This window comes from Halolamina salina, assembly GCF_054653455.1.
Genome location: NZ_BAAIGE010000002.1, coordinates 1,282,008 through 1,297,936, shown reverse-complemented (window position 1 = coordinate 1,297,936; position 15,929 = coordinate 1,282,008). Strand labels below are relative to the sequence as shown.

Annotated in this window: 17 protein-coding genes; 7 read left to right on the top strand and 10 right to left on the bottom strand. The window is 70.0% G+C overall.

Annotated features, from left to right (window positions below; translation table 11 throughout):
- The first annotated feature begins 70 nt into the window (after nt 1–70).
- From ACYQZ5_RS07150 to ACYQZ5_RS07130, 5 genes are all read left to right on the top strand, one after another.
- Nucleotides 71–451, top strand: coding sequence for a DUF7347 domain-containing protein (locus ACYQZ5_RS07150; protein ID WP_459845626.1), 381 nt, complete (start codon nt 71–73; stop codon nt 449–451).
- A gap of 163 nt (nt 452–614) precedes the next feature.
- Nucleotides 615–1,043, top strand: a complete 429-nt coding sequence (locus ACYQZ5_RS07145; RefSeq protein ID WP_379732427.1) for a DoxX family protein — start codon at nt 615–617, stop codon at nt 1,041–1,043.
- A 150-nt stretch (nt 1,044–1,193) separates the two neighbouring features.
- Nucleotides 1,194–2,114, top strand: coding sequence for an ABC transporter ATP-binding protein (locus ACYQZ5_RS07140; protein ID WP_379732426.1), 921 nt, complete (start codon nt 1,194–1,196; stop codon nt 2,112–2,114).
- Complete coding sequence (locus ACYQZ5_RS07135; protein WP_459845623.1) at nt 2,111–3,949, top strand: ABC transporter permease; 1,839 nt, start codon at nt 2,111–2,113, stop codon at nt 3,947–3,949. Before ACYQZ5_RS07140 ends, ACYQZ5_RS07135 begins: the two co-directional genes overlap by 4 nt.
- A gap of 70 nt (nt 3,950–4,019) precedes the next feature.
- Nucleotides 4,020–5,087 (top strand): ABC transporter permease, encoded by a 1,068-nt coding sequence (locus tag ACYQZ5_RS07130; protein ID WP_459846602.1) that lies wholly within the window; start codon nt 4,020–4,022, stop codon nt 5,085–5,087.
- Between the two features lie 15 nt (nt 5,088–5,102).
- Here the strand turns inward: ACYQZ5_RS07130 and ACYQZ5_RS07125 are convergent, their stop codons facing one another.
- Nucleotides 5,103–5,612 (bottom strand): DUF21 domain-containing protein, encoded by a 510-nt coding sequence (locus tag ACYQZ5_RS07125; RefSeq protein WP_379732106.1) that lies wholly within the window; start codon nt 5,610–5,612, stop codon nt 5,103–5,105.
- Nucleotides 5,613–5,709: 97 nt separating this feature from the next.
- On the opposite strand from ACYQZ5_RS07125, the gene ACYQZ5_RS07120 reads away from it, so the two are divergent.
- A complete protein-coding gene (locus ACYQZ5_RS07120) occupies nt 5,710–5,952 on the top strand; it encodes a hypothetical protein (RefSeq protein ID WP_379732107.1) in 243 nt (80 codons plus the stop codon).
- A gap of 57 nt (nt 5,953–6,009) precedes the next feature.
- On the top strand, nt 6,010–7,008 hold the full coding sequence (mvaD, locus tag ACYQZ5_RS07115) for a phosphomevalonate decarboxylase MvaD (RefSeq protein WP_379732108.1): 999 nt from the start codon (nt 6,010–6,012) through the stop codon (nt 7,006–7,008).
- On the opposite strand, the gene ACYQZ5_RS07110 is transcribed toward mvaD, so the two are convergent.
- The 9 genes from ACYQZ5_RS07110 to ACYQZ5_RS07070 form a co-directional block, all read right to left on the bottom strand.
- The gene (locus ACYQZ5_RS07110) at nt 7,005–8,258 is read right to left on the bottom strand and encodes a hypothetical protein (protein ID WP_459845621.1); all 1,254 of its coding nucleotides are present in this window, start codon (nt 8,256–8,258) and stop codon (nt 7,005–7,007) included. The genes mvaD and ACYQZ5_RS07110 overlap by 4 nt on opposite strands.
- Before the next feature lie 75 nt (nt 8,259–8,333).
- Nucleotides 8,334–9,398 (bottom strand): ATP-NAD kinase family protein, encoded by a 1,065-nt coding sequence (locus tag ACYQZ5_RS07105; RefSeq protein WP_379818519.1) that lies wholly within the window; start codon nt 9,396–9,398, stop codon nt 8,334–8,336.
- A gap of 205 nt (nt 9,399–9,603) precedes the next feature.
- Nucleotides 9,604–10,302 carry a competence/damage-inducible protein A gene (locus ACYQZ5_RS07100; protein WP_379818520.1) on the bottom strand — a complete coding sequence of 233 codons (699 nt, stop codon included), beginning with the start codon at nt 10,300–10,302 and terminating at the stop codon, nt 9,604–9,606.
- Between the two features lie 45 nt (nt 10,303–10,347).
- Nucleotides 10,348–10,980, bottom strand: a complete 633-nt coding sequence (locus ACYQZ5_RS07095) for a class I SAM-dependent methyltransferase (RefSeq protein WP_459845617.1) — start codon at nt 10,978–10,980, stop codon at nt 10,348–10,350.
- An 18-nt stretch (nt 10,981–10,998) separates the two neighbouring features.
- On the bottom strand, nt 10,999–13,113 hold the full coding sequence (locus ACYQZ5_RS07090; protein ID WP_379731698.1) for a type II secretion system F family protein: 2,115 nt from the start codon (nt 13,111–13,113) through the stop codon (nt 10,999–11,001).
- Nucleotide 13,114: 1 nt separating this feature from the next.
- Entirely contained in the window at nt 13,115–14,770 is a 1,656-nt protein-coding gene (locus tag ACYQZ5_RS07085; protein ID WP_379731697.1) for a type II/IV secretion system ATPase subunit, read from the bottom strand.
- Nucleotides 14,771–14,845: 75 nt separating this feature from the next.
- On the bottom strand, nt 14,846–15,256 hold the full coding sequence (locus tag ACYQZ5_RS07080; RefSeq protein ID WP_379731696.1) for a DUF7521 family protein: 411 nt from the start codon (nt 15,254–15,256) through the stop codon (nt 14,846–14,848).
- A complete protein-coding gene (locus ACYQZ5_RS07075; protein WP_379731695.1) occupies nt 15,246–15,548 on the bottom strand; it encodes a DUF7521 family protein in 303 nt (100 codons plus the stop codon). Before ACYQZ5_RS07075 ends, ACYQZ5_RS07080 begins: the two co-directional genes overlap by 11 nt.
- Nucleotides 15,545–15,886, bottom strand: a complete 342-nt coding sequence (locus ACYQZ5_RS07070; protein ID WP_379731694.1) for an ArsR/SmtB family transcription factor — start codon at nt 15,884–15,886, stop codon at nt 15,545–15,547. The genes ACYQZ5_RS07075 and ACYQZ5_RS07070 overlap by 4 nt, the downstream gene beginning before the upstream one ends.
- Nucleotides 15,887–15,929 lie beyond the last annotated feature (43 nt).

Genomic DNA, 15,929 nt, shown 5'->3' with positions numbered 1-15,929 from the left:
AACCGCAGTTCAGTACGCTGGCTGATACGTCGGCCGTAGTTTGAAGCCCGATCAGCCGGTAGGGCAGCGCGTGCAGGAAGCGGATCCGACCGACGCGCTGGCGGTGCTGGGCGACGAGACGCGGATCGCGATCCTCCGGGCGCTCGCGGCGGCCGACGAGCCGCTGCCGTTCTCCGAACTCCGGCGACGCGCGGACGTTCGCGACCCCGGGCGGTTCAACTACCACCTCTCGAAGCTCCGGGAGTACTTCGTCCGCGAGGTCGACGGCGGCTACGCGCTCCGGGAGGCGGGCAGCCGCGTCGTCGCCGCTGCCGGGGTGGCCGGTACGAGTGCCGCGGAGCCTGATCTCGTCGACGACTCGCCGGACTCGGAGCCGTCGACGTGTCCCGTCTGTGGGGAGACCGACTGCGAGCGCCTGTTCCACGTCCACCTCTCGGTGCCGTGGCGGTGACGATCGGCGGACGGCTGACGCTCGAACCGACCGATAACACCGCTGTAACCGGGTGACGACGGGGTTTGCGAGCCCTCAAGTGGTTCGCGCTCGTAGCAGGTGACGTGACGCAACTACATTCACACAGCGAATCGACGATGACCGCACCGACGGAGGGTGACCGATGAGCCTGCTGCAGGCCGCCGCGCTCGACGGCGCCGCGGGGACGATCTTCCTCGTCGCGCGCCTCGTCTTCGGTCTCGTGCTCGCGTTCATGGGTCTGAACCACTTCATGAACCTCGAGACGATGACGGGGTACGCCGGCGCGAAGAACATCCCCGCGCCGGCGTTCGGCGTGATCGCCTCCGGGCTGATGCTGATCCTCGGCGGCCTCGGCATCGCCGCCGGCGCCTACCCCGTCCTCGCGGCGGGCGCGCTCGCGACGTTCTTCGTCGTCGCGACGCCGACGATCCACGACTTCTGGAACGCCGAGGACACGCAGGGCGAGATGACCCACTTCCTGAAGAACGCCGCGCTGCTGGGGGCCTCGCTCGGCTTCCTCGCGCTCGGCGGCGCCGACTGGCCGCTCGCGCTCAACGTCGGCCTGTTCTGATCCGACCGTAACGGCCCGCTCACGCGGGATACCCGACCGAGCGAGACGACGCCGTTTCTCGCTTCGTTTCTTCGAGAGCCCGGAGACCGCAGTCTCGCGAACGATAGCCGGGCCCCGATCTTTTTCCGGAACGACGGAGCAGTTCGGCCCATGATCCGTGCCGACGGGCTCGAGAAGCGGTACGGCGAGTTCGTCGCCGTCGCCGGCAGCGAGTTCGCGGCCGACGCCGGCGAGATCTTCGGCATCGTCGGTCCCAACGGCGCCGGCAAGACGACGACGCTGAAGATGCTCGCCGGGCTGGTCGAACCGACCGCCGGCGAGGCCACCGTCGCGGGCTACGACGTGGACGACCCCGAGATGCGCCGGGCGCTCGGCTTTCTCCCCGAGGAGTCGCCGCTGTACGAGAACATGACCGCCCGGTCGTACCTCTCCTTCTTCGCGGACCTCTACGACGTGCCCGGCGACGTCGCGGAACACCGCATCGAGTCCACGCTCGACCGCCTCGACCTCGAACACCGCGATCGCCGGCTCGGCGACGTGTCGAAGGGGATGAAGCGGAAAGTCGCGATCGCGCGCTCGCTGGTGAACGACCCCGACGTGCTGGTGTACGACGAACCCGCCTCCGGGCTCGACCCGCTGACGACCCACGAGGTGCTCCAGTTCGTCCGGGAGTTGGCCGACGACGGGAAGACCGTGGTGTTCAGCGCGCACAACCTCTACCACGTCGCCGACCTCTGCGACCGCGTGATCGTGATGAACGAGGGGTCGATCATCGCCCGCGGGGGCGTCGAGGAGATCCGGGAGGCCCACGGGCGGACCACCTACCGCGTGTACGCCACGGTCGCACTCCCCGAAAGCGAGCCCGCGGGTGACCGCCACCTCGTCGAGGTCGAGAGCCTCGACGCCGCCGACGCGGTCCGCGAGCGAGTGCAGGCAGCCGGCGGCGAGGTGATCGACGTGCGCACCGACGAGCCGAGCCTCGAGGACGTGTTCCTCGAACTCACCGGCGAGCACAGCACGCACCGGCGGCGCGAGGGAACCGAACCACCGGAAAGCGAGGGCTCAGGGTGAGCGACGACGACCGGGGGGTCCGGGACCCGCGCCGACGCCTCCGCAAGATCGTCCGGATCGCGCGCTGGGAAGTCGCACACTCCGTAGGCACCGTGGACCGGCGGACGGCACTGCTCGGACTGTTGGCCGTCGTCATCGCGCTCGGCGCCGGCGGTGCGACCGCCGCCACCGGCGGGGTCGCGCTCGACGCGGACCTCTACCGCGTGGCGGTCGACGAGGAGAGCCCGTACCACGAACCGGTCGCTGCAGCCTCCTCGTTGCAGCCAGTTCCGCCGGGCGCCGAGTGGGACGCCCGGATCGTCGACGCCAACTACTCGGACCGCACGGCCGCGTTCGAGGCACGCGACTCCGGGAAGGGGGAGGCCGCGCTGGCGGCGCTCCGGAGCGCGATCCGGAGTCAGAACGAGCGCCTGATGCGGGCGGAGCCGAACGAGTCGGCGGCGTTCCCCGTCGCGGTGACGCTCGAGTACGCCGACCGGGCGACTGCGCCGGCGGGCACGACCTCTGGCGGCGCCACTGAACCAACCGAGACCGCCACGCCGGGCGTCGGCGGAACGGGCGAGCAGGAGACCGCGACGGCGACGCCTGCCGACGCCGAGAGCGACGGCGGCGGGTTCGCGATCCCGAACGTCGGCGACGCGCTGTTCCCCGACCCGGCGAGCGGGTCGCCCGCGGACATCCGGCCGCCGTTCCCGTTCGCGTCGCTGATCCTCGCGTTCGCCTTTCTCGTACCGCTGAACTTCGTCGCGCAGGCGTACGGGAGCACGATTCTCGACGAACGGATCGGTCGCCGGGGCGAACTCCTGCTGGTCGTGCCCGTCGAACCCGGCGACGTGGTGGCCGGGAAGACGCTGCCGTACCTGCTCGCGTCGGTCGCGCTCTCGATCGTCGTCGCGCTCGCGGTCGGCGGCGGCGAGATCGGCGCGGCCTCGGTGCTCGCGGTGGTCCCGCTGGCGGTGCTGTACCTCGCGGGCACCTTCGTCGGCGGGATGTTCGCCCGGTCGTTCAAGGAGCTCACGTTCGTCACCGTGACGCTATCGGTGTTCCTGACGGCCTACGCGTTCGTGCCCGCCATCTTCGCGAACGTCACGCCGGTCGCGTTCATCTCGCCGCTGACGGTGGTGGTCCGGGACCTGCAGGGGATCGCGGTCACGCCCGCGCAGTTCGCGTTCTCGACTGGCCCGCCGCTGCTGGCCGGCGGGACGCTGTTCCTGCTCGGGCTGGGCGTCTACCGTGAGGAGGACATGTTCACCCAGCGCTCGGTGCCGCTGAAGCTGCTCGACGCGCTCGACGCCCGGTTGGCGGGCGCGCGCTCGGCCGCGACGCTCTCCGCGCTGGCGATCCCGTTCGTGTTCGTCGCGGAGCTACTCGTCGTCGCGCTGCTGTTCGCGCTTCCGATATCGGTGAGTGTCCCGCTGCTGCTGGTCGCGATCGCCGGCATCGAGGAGATCGCGAAGTCGGCCCATCTCTACGCCGGCTTCCGGACCGGGACGTTCGCCCGGACCGGGAAAGTGACGCTGCTCGTCGGCGGCCTCTCCGGGCTGGGCTTCTTCGTGGGCGAGAAGCTCACTGCGGTCGTGCAGGTGGTCGGCCTGCCGGAACTCACGCTCGGCCGGGCGGCGTTCTCCGCGACCGGGACCGGCTTCGTTGGCGTCGCGAGCAGTCCCCTCGCCGTGCTCGCGCTGTTTCTCGCGCCGCTGCTGCTGCACGCCGTCACCGCGACGGTGTCGGCCGCCGGCGCCGCACGCGGGCGGCGGGCGTACCTCCTCGCGCTCGGGACGGCGACGCTGCTGCACGCCGGCTACAACCTCACGGTGGTGAGCGCCGTTGTCTGAGCCTCGCCCCGAACCCGGCAGCGACGCGGCGAACGGAAGCGACGGCGCCGAGCAGCGCGACCGTAGCCGCCTGCGCGCGCTCTGGCATGACCCGCGGGCCGTGCTCGCCCGGAAGGAGCTCCGCTCGCTGGCCGACGAGAAGACGATCGTGCTTGCGCTGCTGATCCAGCTGTTCGTCGCGGCGTTCTCCTCGTTCCTCGTGGTCGGGCTCGTCTCGATGTACCAGCCCGGCGGCGTGGGCGGCGTGAGCGTCGACGCCGCGGTGTCCGGCGACGCGGCCGACGAGCTGCTGGCGACGCTCGACGACCAGCCGGGCGTCGACGCCCGCGAGTACGACTCGCCCGACGCGGCAGCCGCGGCGTTCCGGCGCGGCGCCGTCGACGCGACGTTCCGCGCGAGCCACACCGACGAGAACCGGATCGAGGTGGCGGTGACGGTGCCCGACGAGAACGTCCGGACGACCGTGACCGTCGTGCAGGTCCGGGACGCGCTGCGGGCGTTCGAGCGCGACCAGCGGGCGGGCCGCGTCGAGTACCTCGGCACCGCGCCGCTCTCGCTCCCGCCCGAGCCGGCGAGCAGCCCCTACTTCGGCTTCAGCTACACCGTGCTGGTGCCGTTGCTGTTGCTGCTTCCCGCCTTCATCGGCGGCTCGATCACCGTCGACTCGCTGACCGAGGAGATCGACCGCGGGACGATGGAGTTGCTCCGGGTGTCGCCGCTGTCGCCCGCCGGCATCGTCGACGGGAAACTGCTGGCGTCGGTGTTACTCGCGCCCGCGCAGGCGGCGCTGTGGATGGCGCTGCTCACGTTCAACGGCACGCCCGTCGCGAACCTCCCCGCACTCCTGCTGCTGACGACGGCGTTCGCGCTCGCGGTGTCGGCGCTGGGTGCCGCGGTCGCGCTGCTCTCGCCGGAGCGTCGCGCCGCGCAGTTCCTCTACTCGACGGGGGTGCTGGGGCTGTTCGGTGCCGCATCCCTGCTGCCCGGGAGTCCGCCGAACACGATCGCGCGGCTGGCAGTCGACTCCGCGTCGATGGGGACGTACGCGGTCGTCGCGGGCTACGTCGCGCTCGGGGTCGGTGCGTACCTCGGCGTGCGGCTGCTGGTCGCTCGGCGGGGCGACGCCGCGCTCGGGTAGCGGTCGTCGCGTCGACTACTCGATGTACGGCCGCTCGATGTCGCTCTCCCCCTCGATCACGCGGTTCAGCCCGCGGGTCACCCAGTCGAACAGCGAGATCAGCGGCGAGAGCACTCGCTCGACCAGCGCGACGACAGGGGCGACCGTCAGCGACCACTCGGCAGCGTTGCCGAGTCCGTACGCCTTGGGGACGATCTCGCCGAATACGAGCACGAGCGAACTCGTGACCACCGTCGCGGCGACGACCGCCGGGCCGGGGGGGAGGCTCCGCGCCACGAGCACGGTGATGATGCTCGAAATCGCGACGTTGACGACGTTGTTCCCGACCAGCAGCGTTACCAGCAGCCGGTGGGGGTCCTCCCGGAGCGCGGTGAGCGTCCGTTCGCTCGGGTCGTCGTCGCCCGGGACCGCGTCGTGGTCGGGCGGCAACGAGAATATCGCTGTCTCGGAGCTGGAGAAGAAGGCGCTGCACGCGAGCAGTACGACTGTTGCGCCGACGCCGCCGACGACGAGTGGGTCGACCATGGACCGACGCTGGACCGGGAGGCTATTCACAGTTCCGCGTGGCGCCAGTCGTGCTGCCTGCCGTACACTTTTGGGGAGGCAGTACGATGGACGCCCCATGCCGGCCAAATCGGGCGCCGCTCACTCGCTCGGCTACCTCGTGTGTATCGTCGTCAGCGGCTTTCTGAACAAGACCATCCTGACGTACCTCCCGCCGTTCGAGCGGCTCTCGCGGATCGCCGGGAACCTCCTGCAGGCGTACCTCGAAGTGCCCGTCGAGGAGGAGATCGCGGGCGTGATGCTCGTCATCGGCGTACTGCTGGCCGTCTGGGGCGCGGGCTACCACGTCTACCGGAGCTGACGCCCGCGGCACGGCACCGACACGTCTAACCCGGACCGCCGAGCAATCCCGACAGAGATGCCGCTCAAGGCCACCGCGCGGGCCCACCCGATCCAGGGGCTCGTGAAGTACCACGGGATGCGCGACACGGAGCTTCGACTCCCGTACCACGACTCGATCAGCGTCTGTACCGCGCCGTCGAACACCACCACGACCGTCGAGTTCCTACCCGACGCCGGCGACGACACGTACATCATCGACGGCGAGGCCGTCGACGGCCGGGGCGCCGAACGCATCCGCCACGTGCTCGATCACGTCCGCGACCTCGCGGGGTTCGACCACGGGGTCCGGATGGAGAGCGAGAACTCCTTCCCCTCGAACGTCGGCTTCGGCTCCTCCTCCTCCGGCTTCGCGGCGCTGGCGACGGCCGCCACCGAGGCCGCCGGGCTCGACCTCACCCGCCCGGAGATCTCGACGGTTGCCCGCCGTGGCTCCTCCTCGGCGGCCCGGGCGGTCACGGGCGCCTACTCCGACCTCTCGGCGGGGCTGAACGACGAGGACTGCCGCTCCCACCGGCTCGACACGGGGGAAGGCGAGGACGGGTTCGACCCCGAGGAGGACCTTCGGATCGTCACCGCGCTCGTCCCCGCGTACAAGGAGACCGAGGAGGCCCACCGTGAGGCCGAAGCGAGCCACATGTTCGACGCCCGGCTCGCCCACGTGCAGGACCAGCTCGTGGAGATGCGCGACGCGCTGCGTGAGGGCGACTTCCACCGCATCTTCGGCACCGCCGAGCACGACTCGCTGTCGCTGACGGCGACGACGATGACCGGTCCCGCGGGCTGGGTGTACTGGAAGCCCGAGACGATCGCCGTGTTCAACGCCGTCCGCGAACTCCGGGAGACTGGCGTCCCCGTCTACTTCTCGACGGACACCGGCGCGTCGGTGTACGTGAACACGACCGCGGAGTACGCCGACGTGGTCGAGGAGAAAGTCGCGGAAACGGGCGTCGAGACGCAGATCTGGGAGGTCGGCGGTCCCGCCGAGGTGCTCGCCGAGAGCGAGAGCCTGTTCTAAGACTCGCCCGAGACGGTCACGTTCCCGCCTTCTCCCCTGACCGAAACCGAATCGACGAACGTCTCATTCCCCGTGACGACGGCGACCGTCCGATCGTCGACAGTCGCGAGCCGGTAGCGATCGTCGTCGACCCGCCAGCCGTCGGCGGTTCGGTTCCCGCGGGCGTCGAGGTAGTCCGCGAACGCGTTCTCGAACTCCGTTGCGTCGGCCGCCGTATCCCACCGTAGCACCCAGACGTACCCCTCCGTCTCACGGCTCACGCGGACGACTCGGTCGTTCCCCCAGCCGGCCGCAGCCTCGGCCGCCCGGTCCTCGGGGAGTTCGGTGCCTACCACCGTCCGGACGAACAGTTCGCCCCGGCGCGGGTACGACGCGGGCGTGGACCAGTCGGCTGGTGTCTCGTCGACGACGGTGAGGTTCGCTGGTGGGTCGCTCGTCCCGGGGTGGAGTAGCTGCTCGGTCGTGTTCGGTAGCGTGACGTTCGACGACAGCAGTTCGCTCGGGGAATCAAGCTGCGTCGCGAAGTACCGCCCGCCGAAGCAGTACGCCTGCCCCGCGTACCGCTCGTAGGCCGTCCCGTTCCGGTACTCCGCACAGCGCCGCTCGATCGCCGAGAAGCCGAGGAACCGCCGGGTGTACGCGTCCTCGACGTAGACGGCGCTCCCCTCGATCAGCGCGCGCCGGATGCCGAACGAGTCGCGTTCGGTGACCCGGTCGAGGAACGTCGTTCGGTTCTCCGAGGCGCGCTGGAACTGGACGGCGTGAACGTACTCGTGGGCGAGGATGCGGGTCACCTGTGCCGTCGAGCCGTTGCGCGGCGAGATCCGAACCCTGCCGGTCCGGCGCGAGTAGCTCGCCCGGACCCGGCCGTCGTCGAAGCTTTCCAGCCCCGCGTCGAGACCCAACTGCGTGGCGAACGAGCCGGCCTGTGCCGGCAGCGACGTCTCCCGGACCGAGACGATCGGCGGCTCGTACTCGCCGCCCAGCGAGGACGCGACGCGCTCCCAGACCAGCGTCGCGTTCACGGAGAGGTTGCCGTACACCGTCACACCGCCGTCCGGCGTGGGCGTGGGGGTCGCCGTCGGCGCGTCGGTGGGGGTGGCAGTCACGGCGGGCGATTCGGTCGGCGTGGCGGTCGGCGACGCCGGTCCCGCTCCCGCGCTCGGCGAGGGGTTCGCACTCGGGGCGCTACAGCCGGCAATCACGAGGAGTCCGACCGTCAGGAGAGTCGCGGCGGCGTGGCGGCTCACGGCCACCACCGCCGTGGCGGGCGCTCGGCCATCGGTTCCGCGTACACCAGTCAGTAACTAATCAGTATCGCCGGCTCAGACGAGCTTCATCATCCGCGTCTCGAACTTCCCGACCCGGACTTTCCACCAGCCCCGAAGCGCCTCGTCCAGTTCGGGGTCGTCCGTGTCGGCCCGTAGCACGTTCACGCCGTCGAGCTTCGCCCGCGAGGCGACGATCGTCACGTCACACTGCCGGATCACGTCGGGCGAGAGCTGTGGGTTCCCGCGGCCGAACACGAACCCTTGCCCGCCGATGGGTGAGACGACGATCACGTTCGCCTCGCCCAGCGCGTCGAGGATCTCCTGCTCGGTTGCGTCTCTCACGACCACCTCGCCGTCGCGCCACACGTCGACGCCGATGGGCGACCCCTCGAAGCCGAGTTCCTCTTTGATCGTCCCGACCGTCGATCCCGGCCCGAGCACGTACGTCTTCTCCGGCTCGGCGCGGATGTCGTCGGCGACGCCCGCCGCGAGCGCGTCGACGGTGCCCCCGCCCAACTGCTTCGAGGACTGCATCGCCTCCGCGACGGGCACCCGTGCGACAGCCCGGAGTTCCGGGTTCACCTCGCCCTCGCGGTACTCGTCCTCGTCGATGTCCATCACTTCGCGGCGCTCGGTCCGCTCGTAGGACGCGACGATGTAGGCGGCGTCCTCCGGCGAGACGGCGAACACCGAGGAGTACACCTTCACCCCCGCGGGGATGCCGAGCATCGGGGTTCCCGTCCCCTCCAGCGCTTCGGCGACGTCCGCGGCCGTGCCATCGCCGCCGACGAACAGCACCATATCGACGCCGGCGTCGACGAACGCCGCGACGGCCGCTTCGGTGTCCTCGGGGCCGGTTTCGTCGCCGTCCGGCCGGCCGAGCACGTCGGGGTCGAAGTCCGCCGCGCGGACCGCCTCCTCGCCCATCGGCTCGCCCCACGTCGATATCTCGGCGTCGGGCAGTCGCTCTTGGAGCTCCGTCAGCGCGCGCTCGGCGCGGTCGGGGGCGCGTGGCTCCGCGCCACGGGCGCGGGCCTCGGCGACCTTCCCGTCGGTCCCCTTCAGGCCGACGCGGCCGCCCATGCCCGCGATGGGGTTGAGGACGAAACCTACGTGCATACCTCGGCTTCGGCGGGCAGGGGGAAAACGGCCGCGGACGCCGCGACCGACCACCAGAGCTAAGCGCCGGCCAGTCGAACGCGGGGGTATGCTTCAGGCTACGACAGTCGAGGGCGTCTCGCTCGACCCGGCGCTGACCGGCGCCGTCGGACTCGTGCTCGCGATCGCGCTGACGGCGGCGTGGACGCTGGCGTTCTACCGGTAGCTATCGCCCGTCGTCGACGGGTTCGACGTGATCGGCCAGCCACTCGGCCGCCCGACGCGCCGTCTCGGGCTCGGTCGCGGTGAGCTTCAGCGTCACCGTCTCCCCGGGATAGGAGCCGACGCTCACGTCGTACCGATCTTGGACCTCCGAGAGCCGGTCGAGCAGCGCGCTCTCGGGTTCGGGCGTCTCGACCGTCTCGCTGTACGTCCGCTCGCCCTCGAACTCCCCCGCGACGCCGGCGAACATCGCCTGCATCTCCGCGGGGACGCCCGGGAGCACGTAGCAGGACTCGACGACGGCGCCGGGTGCCACGCCCTCGGTGTTGTGCAGCGGCCGCGCGCCGGCCGGGAGTTCGGCGGTGCCGGCCACGAGATCCTCGGCCGCGTAGCCGCCCTCCTCGCGGAGCCACTCGACGGCTTCGTCGTGCAGTTCCACGTCGCGGCCGAACGCGGCGGCGACGGCCTCCATCGTCACGTCGTCGTGCGTCGGGCCGAGCCCGCCGGTGACGATCACGGCGCCGTACTCGGCGTGGTACTCGTTGACGACGCGGGCGATGTCCGAGACGCGGTCCGGAACGGTGGTGACGCGCTCTACGTCCACCCCGCGGTCGTCGAGGCGGGCACAGAGCCACGTCGCGTTCGTGTTCTCGGTGTCGCCGGTCAGTAGTTCGTCGCCGACGGTCACGATGGCGGCGTCCATTTGTCGGCGCTACGCGCGAGCGGGGGAAAAGCGCGACGGCGGCGGTTACGGCCCGACGACCGCGTAGCAGTTCCCACTGGAGAGTTCCCACTCGATCAGTTCCAGTTCGCTCTCCCGCAGATCCGCCTCGAACTCCGCGGGGTCGTACACGTGGTAGAACCGCCCGACGGTCTCGCCGCCGGGCAGCGTCCAGTCGATCTCCGTGTCCAGCCCCGAGCCGTCGGTCTCCTCGTCGGCGAAGCGGTCGTGTTCGGTGCTCCACGCGCTCACGAGCGCGCGGCCGCCGGGGGCGAGCACGCGAGCCAGTTCGTCGAGGCTCTGGCGGCGGCGTTCCCGTGGCCGGAGGTGGTGCAGCGTCGCGACGTACACCGCGAGATCGACCGTCTCGTCGCGCAGCGGGATCGTGGCGGCGTCGCCGGCGACCAGATCGGCGTCGAACTCCCGTTGCGCGGCGCGGTCGGCGGCCTCCGCGAGCAGCCCCGTGCTGGCGTCGACGCCGACGACGCGGTCGGCGTGGTCGGCGAGCACCTCGGCGTGGCGGCCGTTGCCACAGCCGAGATCGAGGCCGAGTTCGCCCGTGCGGTCGTCGAGGAACGACTCGATCTCCGGCCACGCGTGCTCGCGGGTCTTCGAGAAGTGGGCGGCGATGCGGTCGTACGTGTGGCCGGCGTGGGTCATGGCTGGGGGAACGACCGCCTACAGGAAGAGGAACGCGATCACCGTCAGCGTCAGCAGGACGACGACGTGTTTCGCGCCGTCGGCGAGCGACCCCTCGCCGAGTTGGCCCGCGACCAGCCCCGAGAAGATCGCCTGCATCACGGCGGCGTGGAAGAACAGCAGCGTGTAGGCCGACGTGTCGACGCTCCCCAGTCCGGCGAACACGCTGGAGGAGACGCCGCTGGGGAGGCCACTGCCGCCGGCGCCGCCGAGGTTCGCGCTGTCGATCGCCGGGATGAACGACGAGGAGAGCGCGAACACGATCCCGATGAACACGAAAAAGGAGATGTAGATCACCATCAGGTACGTCAGCATCTCCTGTCGGCGCTCGCGCTGGAGCCGGCGGCTCGCGCGGGCCTCGTCGGCGGCGATCTCCAGCACGGGCGCGATCTCGCCGCTCGCGGTCATCGCGTTGGTGATCAGCACTGTCGCGCGGGTCATCATCGGCGAGTCGATCCGCCGCTCCATCCGGCGGAAGGCGGCGCGCACGTCGGCGCCCCAGCGAACGTCCTCCCACGCCCGGCGGAGCTCCGGGCTCAGCGCGTCGAGGTCCGAACGCGTCAGCCGCTCGATGCTCTGGACGATGCTCACGCCGGCGTCGTTGATGCTCGCGAGCCGGTCGAGGAAGTCCGGGATCACCCGCTCGATCGCCTTCACCCGCCGCTTGTTGATCTCGTACAGTAGCGCGAACACGCCCGTCGCGAACAGGATCGCCTCGACGACCGGCGTGTCGACCGTCCGCAGCGCCGCAAGCGGCGAGAGCGGCACCGACCCCGACCGGAGCCCGACCCACCAGAGCCCGACCGGGACCGTGACGAGGAAGCTGTACTCGGGGTTGCGGAGCACCAGCTCCCCGGGGCTGCGGATCCACCCGAGGGCGCTCTCGAACTTCGTGTAGAGTTCGAGCCGCTCGCGGCTGGCCGCCCACTCGTCGGCGACGCCGCCCTCGGTTGCCGGCGACGCCCGCCCGCCGTCGGCCAGCATCCCGTCGGGCCTGTCGGTGATCCCGCTGATCTCGATCGAGGGGATCTCGGAGCGGTCCTGTCCCAGCGTCTCGCTGATCGTCTTCGTCGAGCTGTCGATGTAGGCGATGAAGGCGATGCTCGACAGCGGGACGCCGAGGTACACCACCACGCGCAGGAGGTCGAGCGTCTCCTGTAACACCAGCCCGATCACGACGAGGATCGTGATGAGAAAGAGCGGTCCGGCGACCAGCACCGTCACGTACGCCTCGGCGAACGTCGACAGCAGGTCGAGGTACTGGCGCTGCTGGGCCTCGGCCTCCTCCTGATAGCGGTCGTACTGGTCCTTGAGGAAGTTCGAGAGCGACTGGCCCGAGCCGAGCACCGAGGCGAGGTTCTCGCCGAACTCCTCCATCCCCTCGCTGGGCGTGCGGTCGGCCATCCGGTCGAGCGCGCTCAGCACGTCGGTGCCGAACGTGTTCATGTCCCGGACGGCGACGCCGATCTCGACGGCCGCCTCGCCGTACACGTCGCGGTTCCGGGTCAGCGTGTCGAGGATCGCGGGGAACGCCATCCCGGACCGCGAGAGCGCGTAGATGAACGCGATCGTCCGGGGGAGCGTCGCCTCGATCTCGCTCCCACGCGCGTCGGCTTTCTCGTCCAGCATCGCCCACCGGAAGTAGTAGACGCCGAACGCGAGCGCGGTGCCGACGGTCGCGCTGGAGACGAACACCAGCACGAACAGGTTCGTGAGCCCGAGCTCGGTCACCCGGGTCAGATTCGCGAGAAACGCCAGCGCGGTCGGGAGCTGTGCCCGGACCGTCTCGCCGCTGATCCGGAGCACCCAGAGCAGCACCGCGGCGCCGTAGACGCCGAAGATACTGCCGCTGATACCCAGCAGCAGGCTGTACAGCAGCGTCCGCGCGGCGTAGACGCGGTGGGTGGTTTCGACGTGGGCGGCCCGCAACCGGGACTGTTGATCCTGCTTGCGCGGGCTCTCGTTGGCGACGTAGTCGCCGAACAGCGAGAGCGAGACCCGGGAGAGCAGGAGGTTCGTCCCCTGACTCACCTGCTCGGCCAGCAGTGGACCTAACAGCGCGGCGGCGAACAGCAGCGGGAGCACCCACAGCATCTCACTCCACCGTGTCCGCGAGCTCCTCGCCCGCCGACAGCTCCACGTCGGCGCTCTCGACCCGTTCCATCACCCGGTCTGGGTTGGCGTAGTACTCGTTTATCAGCGCCGTGAACGCCCGGTAGTCGGTGATCCCGCGCTTCAGGAGGAACTCGAGGAACCGCTCGCGGTCCCGGATCTCCGCGAGCAGCTCCGAGCGGCTCCACCCCCGCTCCTCTTGGATGTCCTCGAGCAGCGCGGAGTCCTGTCGGCGCACCGTGTCGGTGTCGGCCTCCCACGTGAACGCCGCGGAGTAGTCGAGCTCGCCCGTCCGCTGGTCGATCCCCCCGATCTCGCCGATCGCCTTCGCCCGGCGGACGCGCTCGTCGCCCTTCCGGGTGAGCACCTGTATCGAGATCATGTCGAGGCTCTGGACCATCGCCCGGGGGACGTTGATCGGCTCGTTCTCCAGTCGGTTGATCACCGTCTCGATCGAGTCGGCGTGCATCGTCGAGAACGTCGTGTGGCCGGTGTTCATCGCCTGGAACAGCGTGACTGCCTCGGCCCCGCGCACCTCGCCGACGACGATGTACTCCGGGCGGTGTCGCAGCGCCGAGCGCAGCAGGTCGTACATGTCGATGTCGGTCCCCTCGTCCAGTCGCTCGCGGGTGACCGAGGAGAGCCAGTTGTCGTGGTACAGCGAGAGCTCGCGGGTGTCCTCGATGGTGAGCACCTTCGCCCGCGGCGGGATGAACATCGAGACGGCGTTCATCGACGTGGTCTTCCCCGATGCCGTCCCTCCCGCGAAGATGAGCGACTTGTTGTGCTCGATGCAGAGCCAGAAGTACGCCATCTCGCCGATCGTGAACGTGTCGTACTTGATCAGGTCGATCGGCGTGAACGGCTCCTCGGCGTACTGGCGGATGGTAAAGGCCGACCCCCGCGGGGTCACTTCCTCCCCCAGCGCGAGTTCGGCGCGGGAGCCGTCGGGCAGCGTCGTCTCGACGATGGGGTCGCCGACGGAGATGTGCCGGCCGGACTGCTGGGCCAGCCGGATCACGTAGTTGTCCAGCGCCTCCGCCTCGAAGGAGATGTTCGTCTCGATGTCGGTGTAGTCGTCGTGGTAGACGAAGATCGGGAGTTCGTAGCCGTCACACGAGATGTCCTCGATGTGGCGGTCGTTGAGCAGCGGATCGACCTTCCCGAACCCCCGGAAGTCACGCACGAGGTAGTAGAGTAGCGAGTGGAACGTCCCCATGTCGGCCTCGACGCCGTACTGTTCGAGCAACCCGGCGAGTTCCTCCCGCAGCGTCTCCTCGTCGGCGTCGGTGTGGGCCGCGCGGTAGAGAAGGGGGTCGCGGATGTCCTCGACGATCCGCCGCAGCAGCAGCGTCTCGAACTCGTCCAGATCCGGCTCGACCGCGTAGTACTGGTGTTCGCTCGCCTCCGGGTCGTGCGTGATCACCACGTAGGCGTAGGGGGCGTTGACCCAGTAGCGGTCGATCTCCTCGTGGCCCTGCGGCACGTCGAAGCTGGCCAGCGGGCCGTCCTCGCCGGGGCGGAACGGGCGGGTCCGGAGCTCGGAGCCTCGGAGCATCTCCACCGTTCGGGAGATGCGACGCTTGAGGTCCGAGAGCGTCTCCCCGAGCTCCGACCCGTCGATGAACTCCCCCGACATCCGTAGCTATCTGGGGTACCGTCCGGGCGGACATAAATATGTACGCCCTGAGCAGTACCGCTCGGGCCGATCGCCTCACCGGAGTATCGCGTAGAAGACCGCACCGAGGCCGGCGATGTCCGCGATCTGGCTCGCCGACGCCACCGCGAAGGCGAGCACCGGCCCCTCGGCTCCGAGAGCGGGGACGACGAACGTCAGGAACAGTTTGAGCCCGGCGTGGCCCACCGTCAACAGGAACAGGCCGCAGCCGAACAGCACCATCGAGGGGTCGTCGTTGCGCCGGTAGCCACGGATCGCCTGATAGGTGAGCAGCGCCCCGATCGCCGCGAGCGCGAGCAGGAACGCGATCTCGATCGTCGAGGTGGCGCCCTGTTCGACGGAGACGCTCTGGAGCGGCCCGAACGCTGCCCCGAACGCCGCGACGGAGCGGCTCCGCCGGCGGGTCCGGGGGGCGGCACGGTCGTCGGTGGTGTGTTCAGCGGTCATAGATCGCGTAGGTGAGGACGGCCGCGCCGGCGAGGCGGCACAGTTCGGTCGCGGGACCGATCAGCGCCGTCGACGGCAGCGTCGACGAGAGGGCGATGTTGACGAGCTTCGAGACCGAGACCAGTAGCAGGAGGCCGACGCCGAACAGCAGGAGCGACCGGCCCCCGGTGCGTCGGTACGCGCGGAGCGCCCGGTAGCCGACGACGGCGCCGACGACGATCGAGGCGATCGAGCCGGCGAAAAAGAGCACGCCGACGGCCGCGCCGGAGTCGGATAGCTGGAGCGGGATCATCTGAGTTGGTTGAGCAGGTCGGTCATGCGGTCGGCGGGGTCACGCGTCCGGTCGAGGTCGACGACGAACTCGCCGTCGACGAGGCGGACGCGGAGTTCCTCGAGCGTCGCCGCGTACACCTCGTAGTGGTGGCCCTCGGGGTCGTACTCCTGATAGCTCTCGATCAGGTCGTGTTCCCGCAGCCGGTCGATACGGCGGTACGTCGTCGCCTTCGATGCGTCACAGCGGTCCATCAGTTCGTTGGCCGAGAGGGGCCGTTCGCTCGTGTGTCGGAGGATCGATCTGGCGTACTCGTCCTCGATCAACGAGGCGATCGCCGCCAGATCCTCCTCGCTCATCCTCTCCTCGGTGTTCCCGTCGTCTGTTAAATCGCTCGCTACT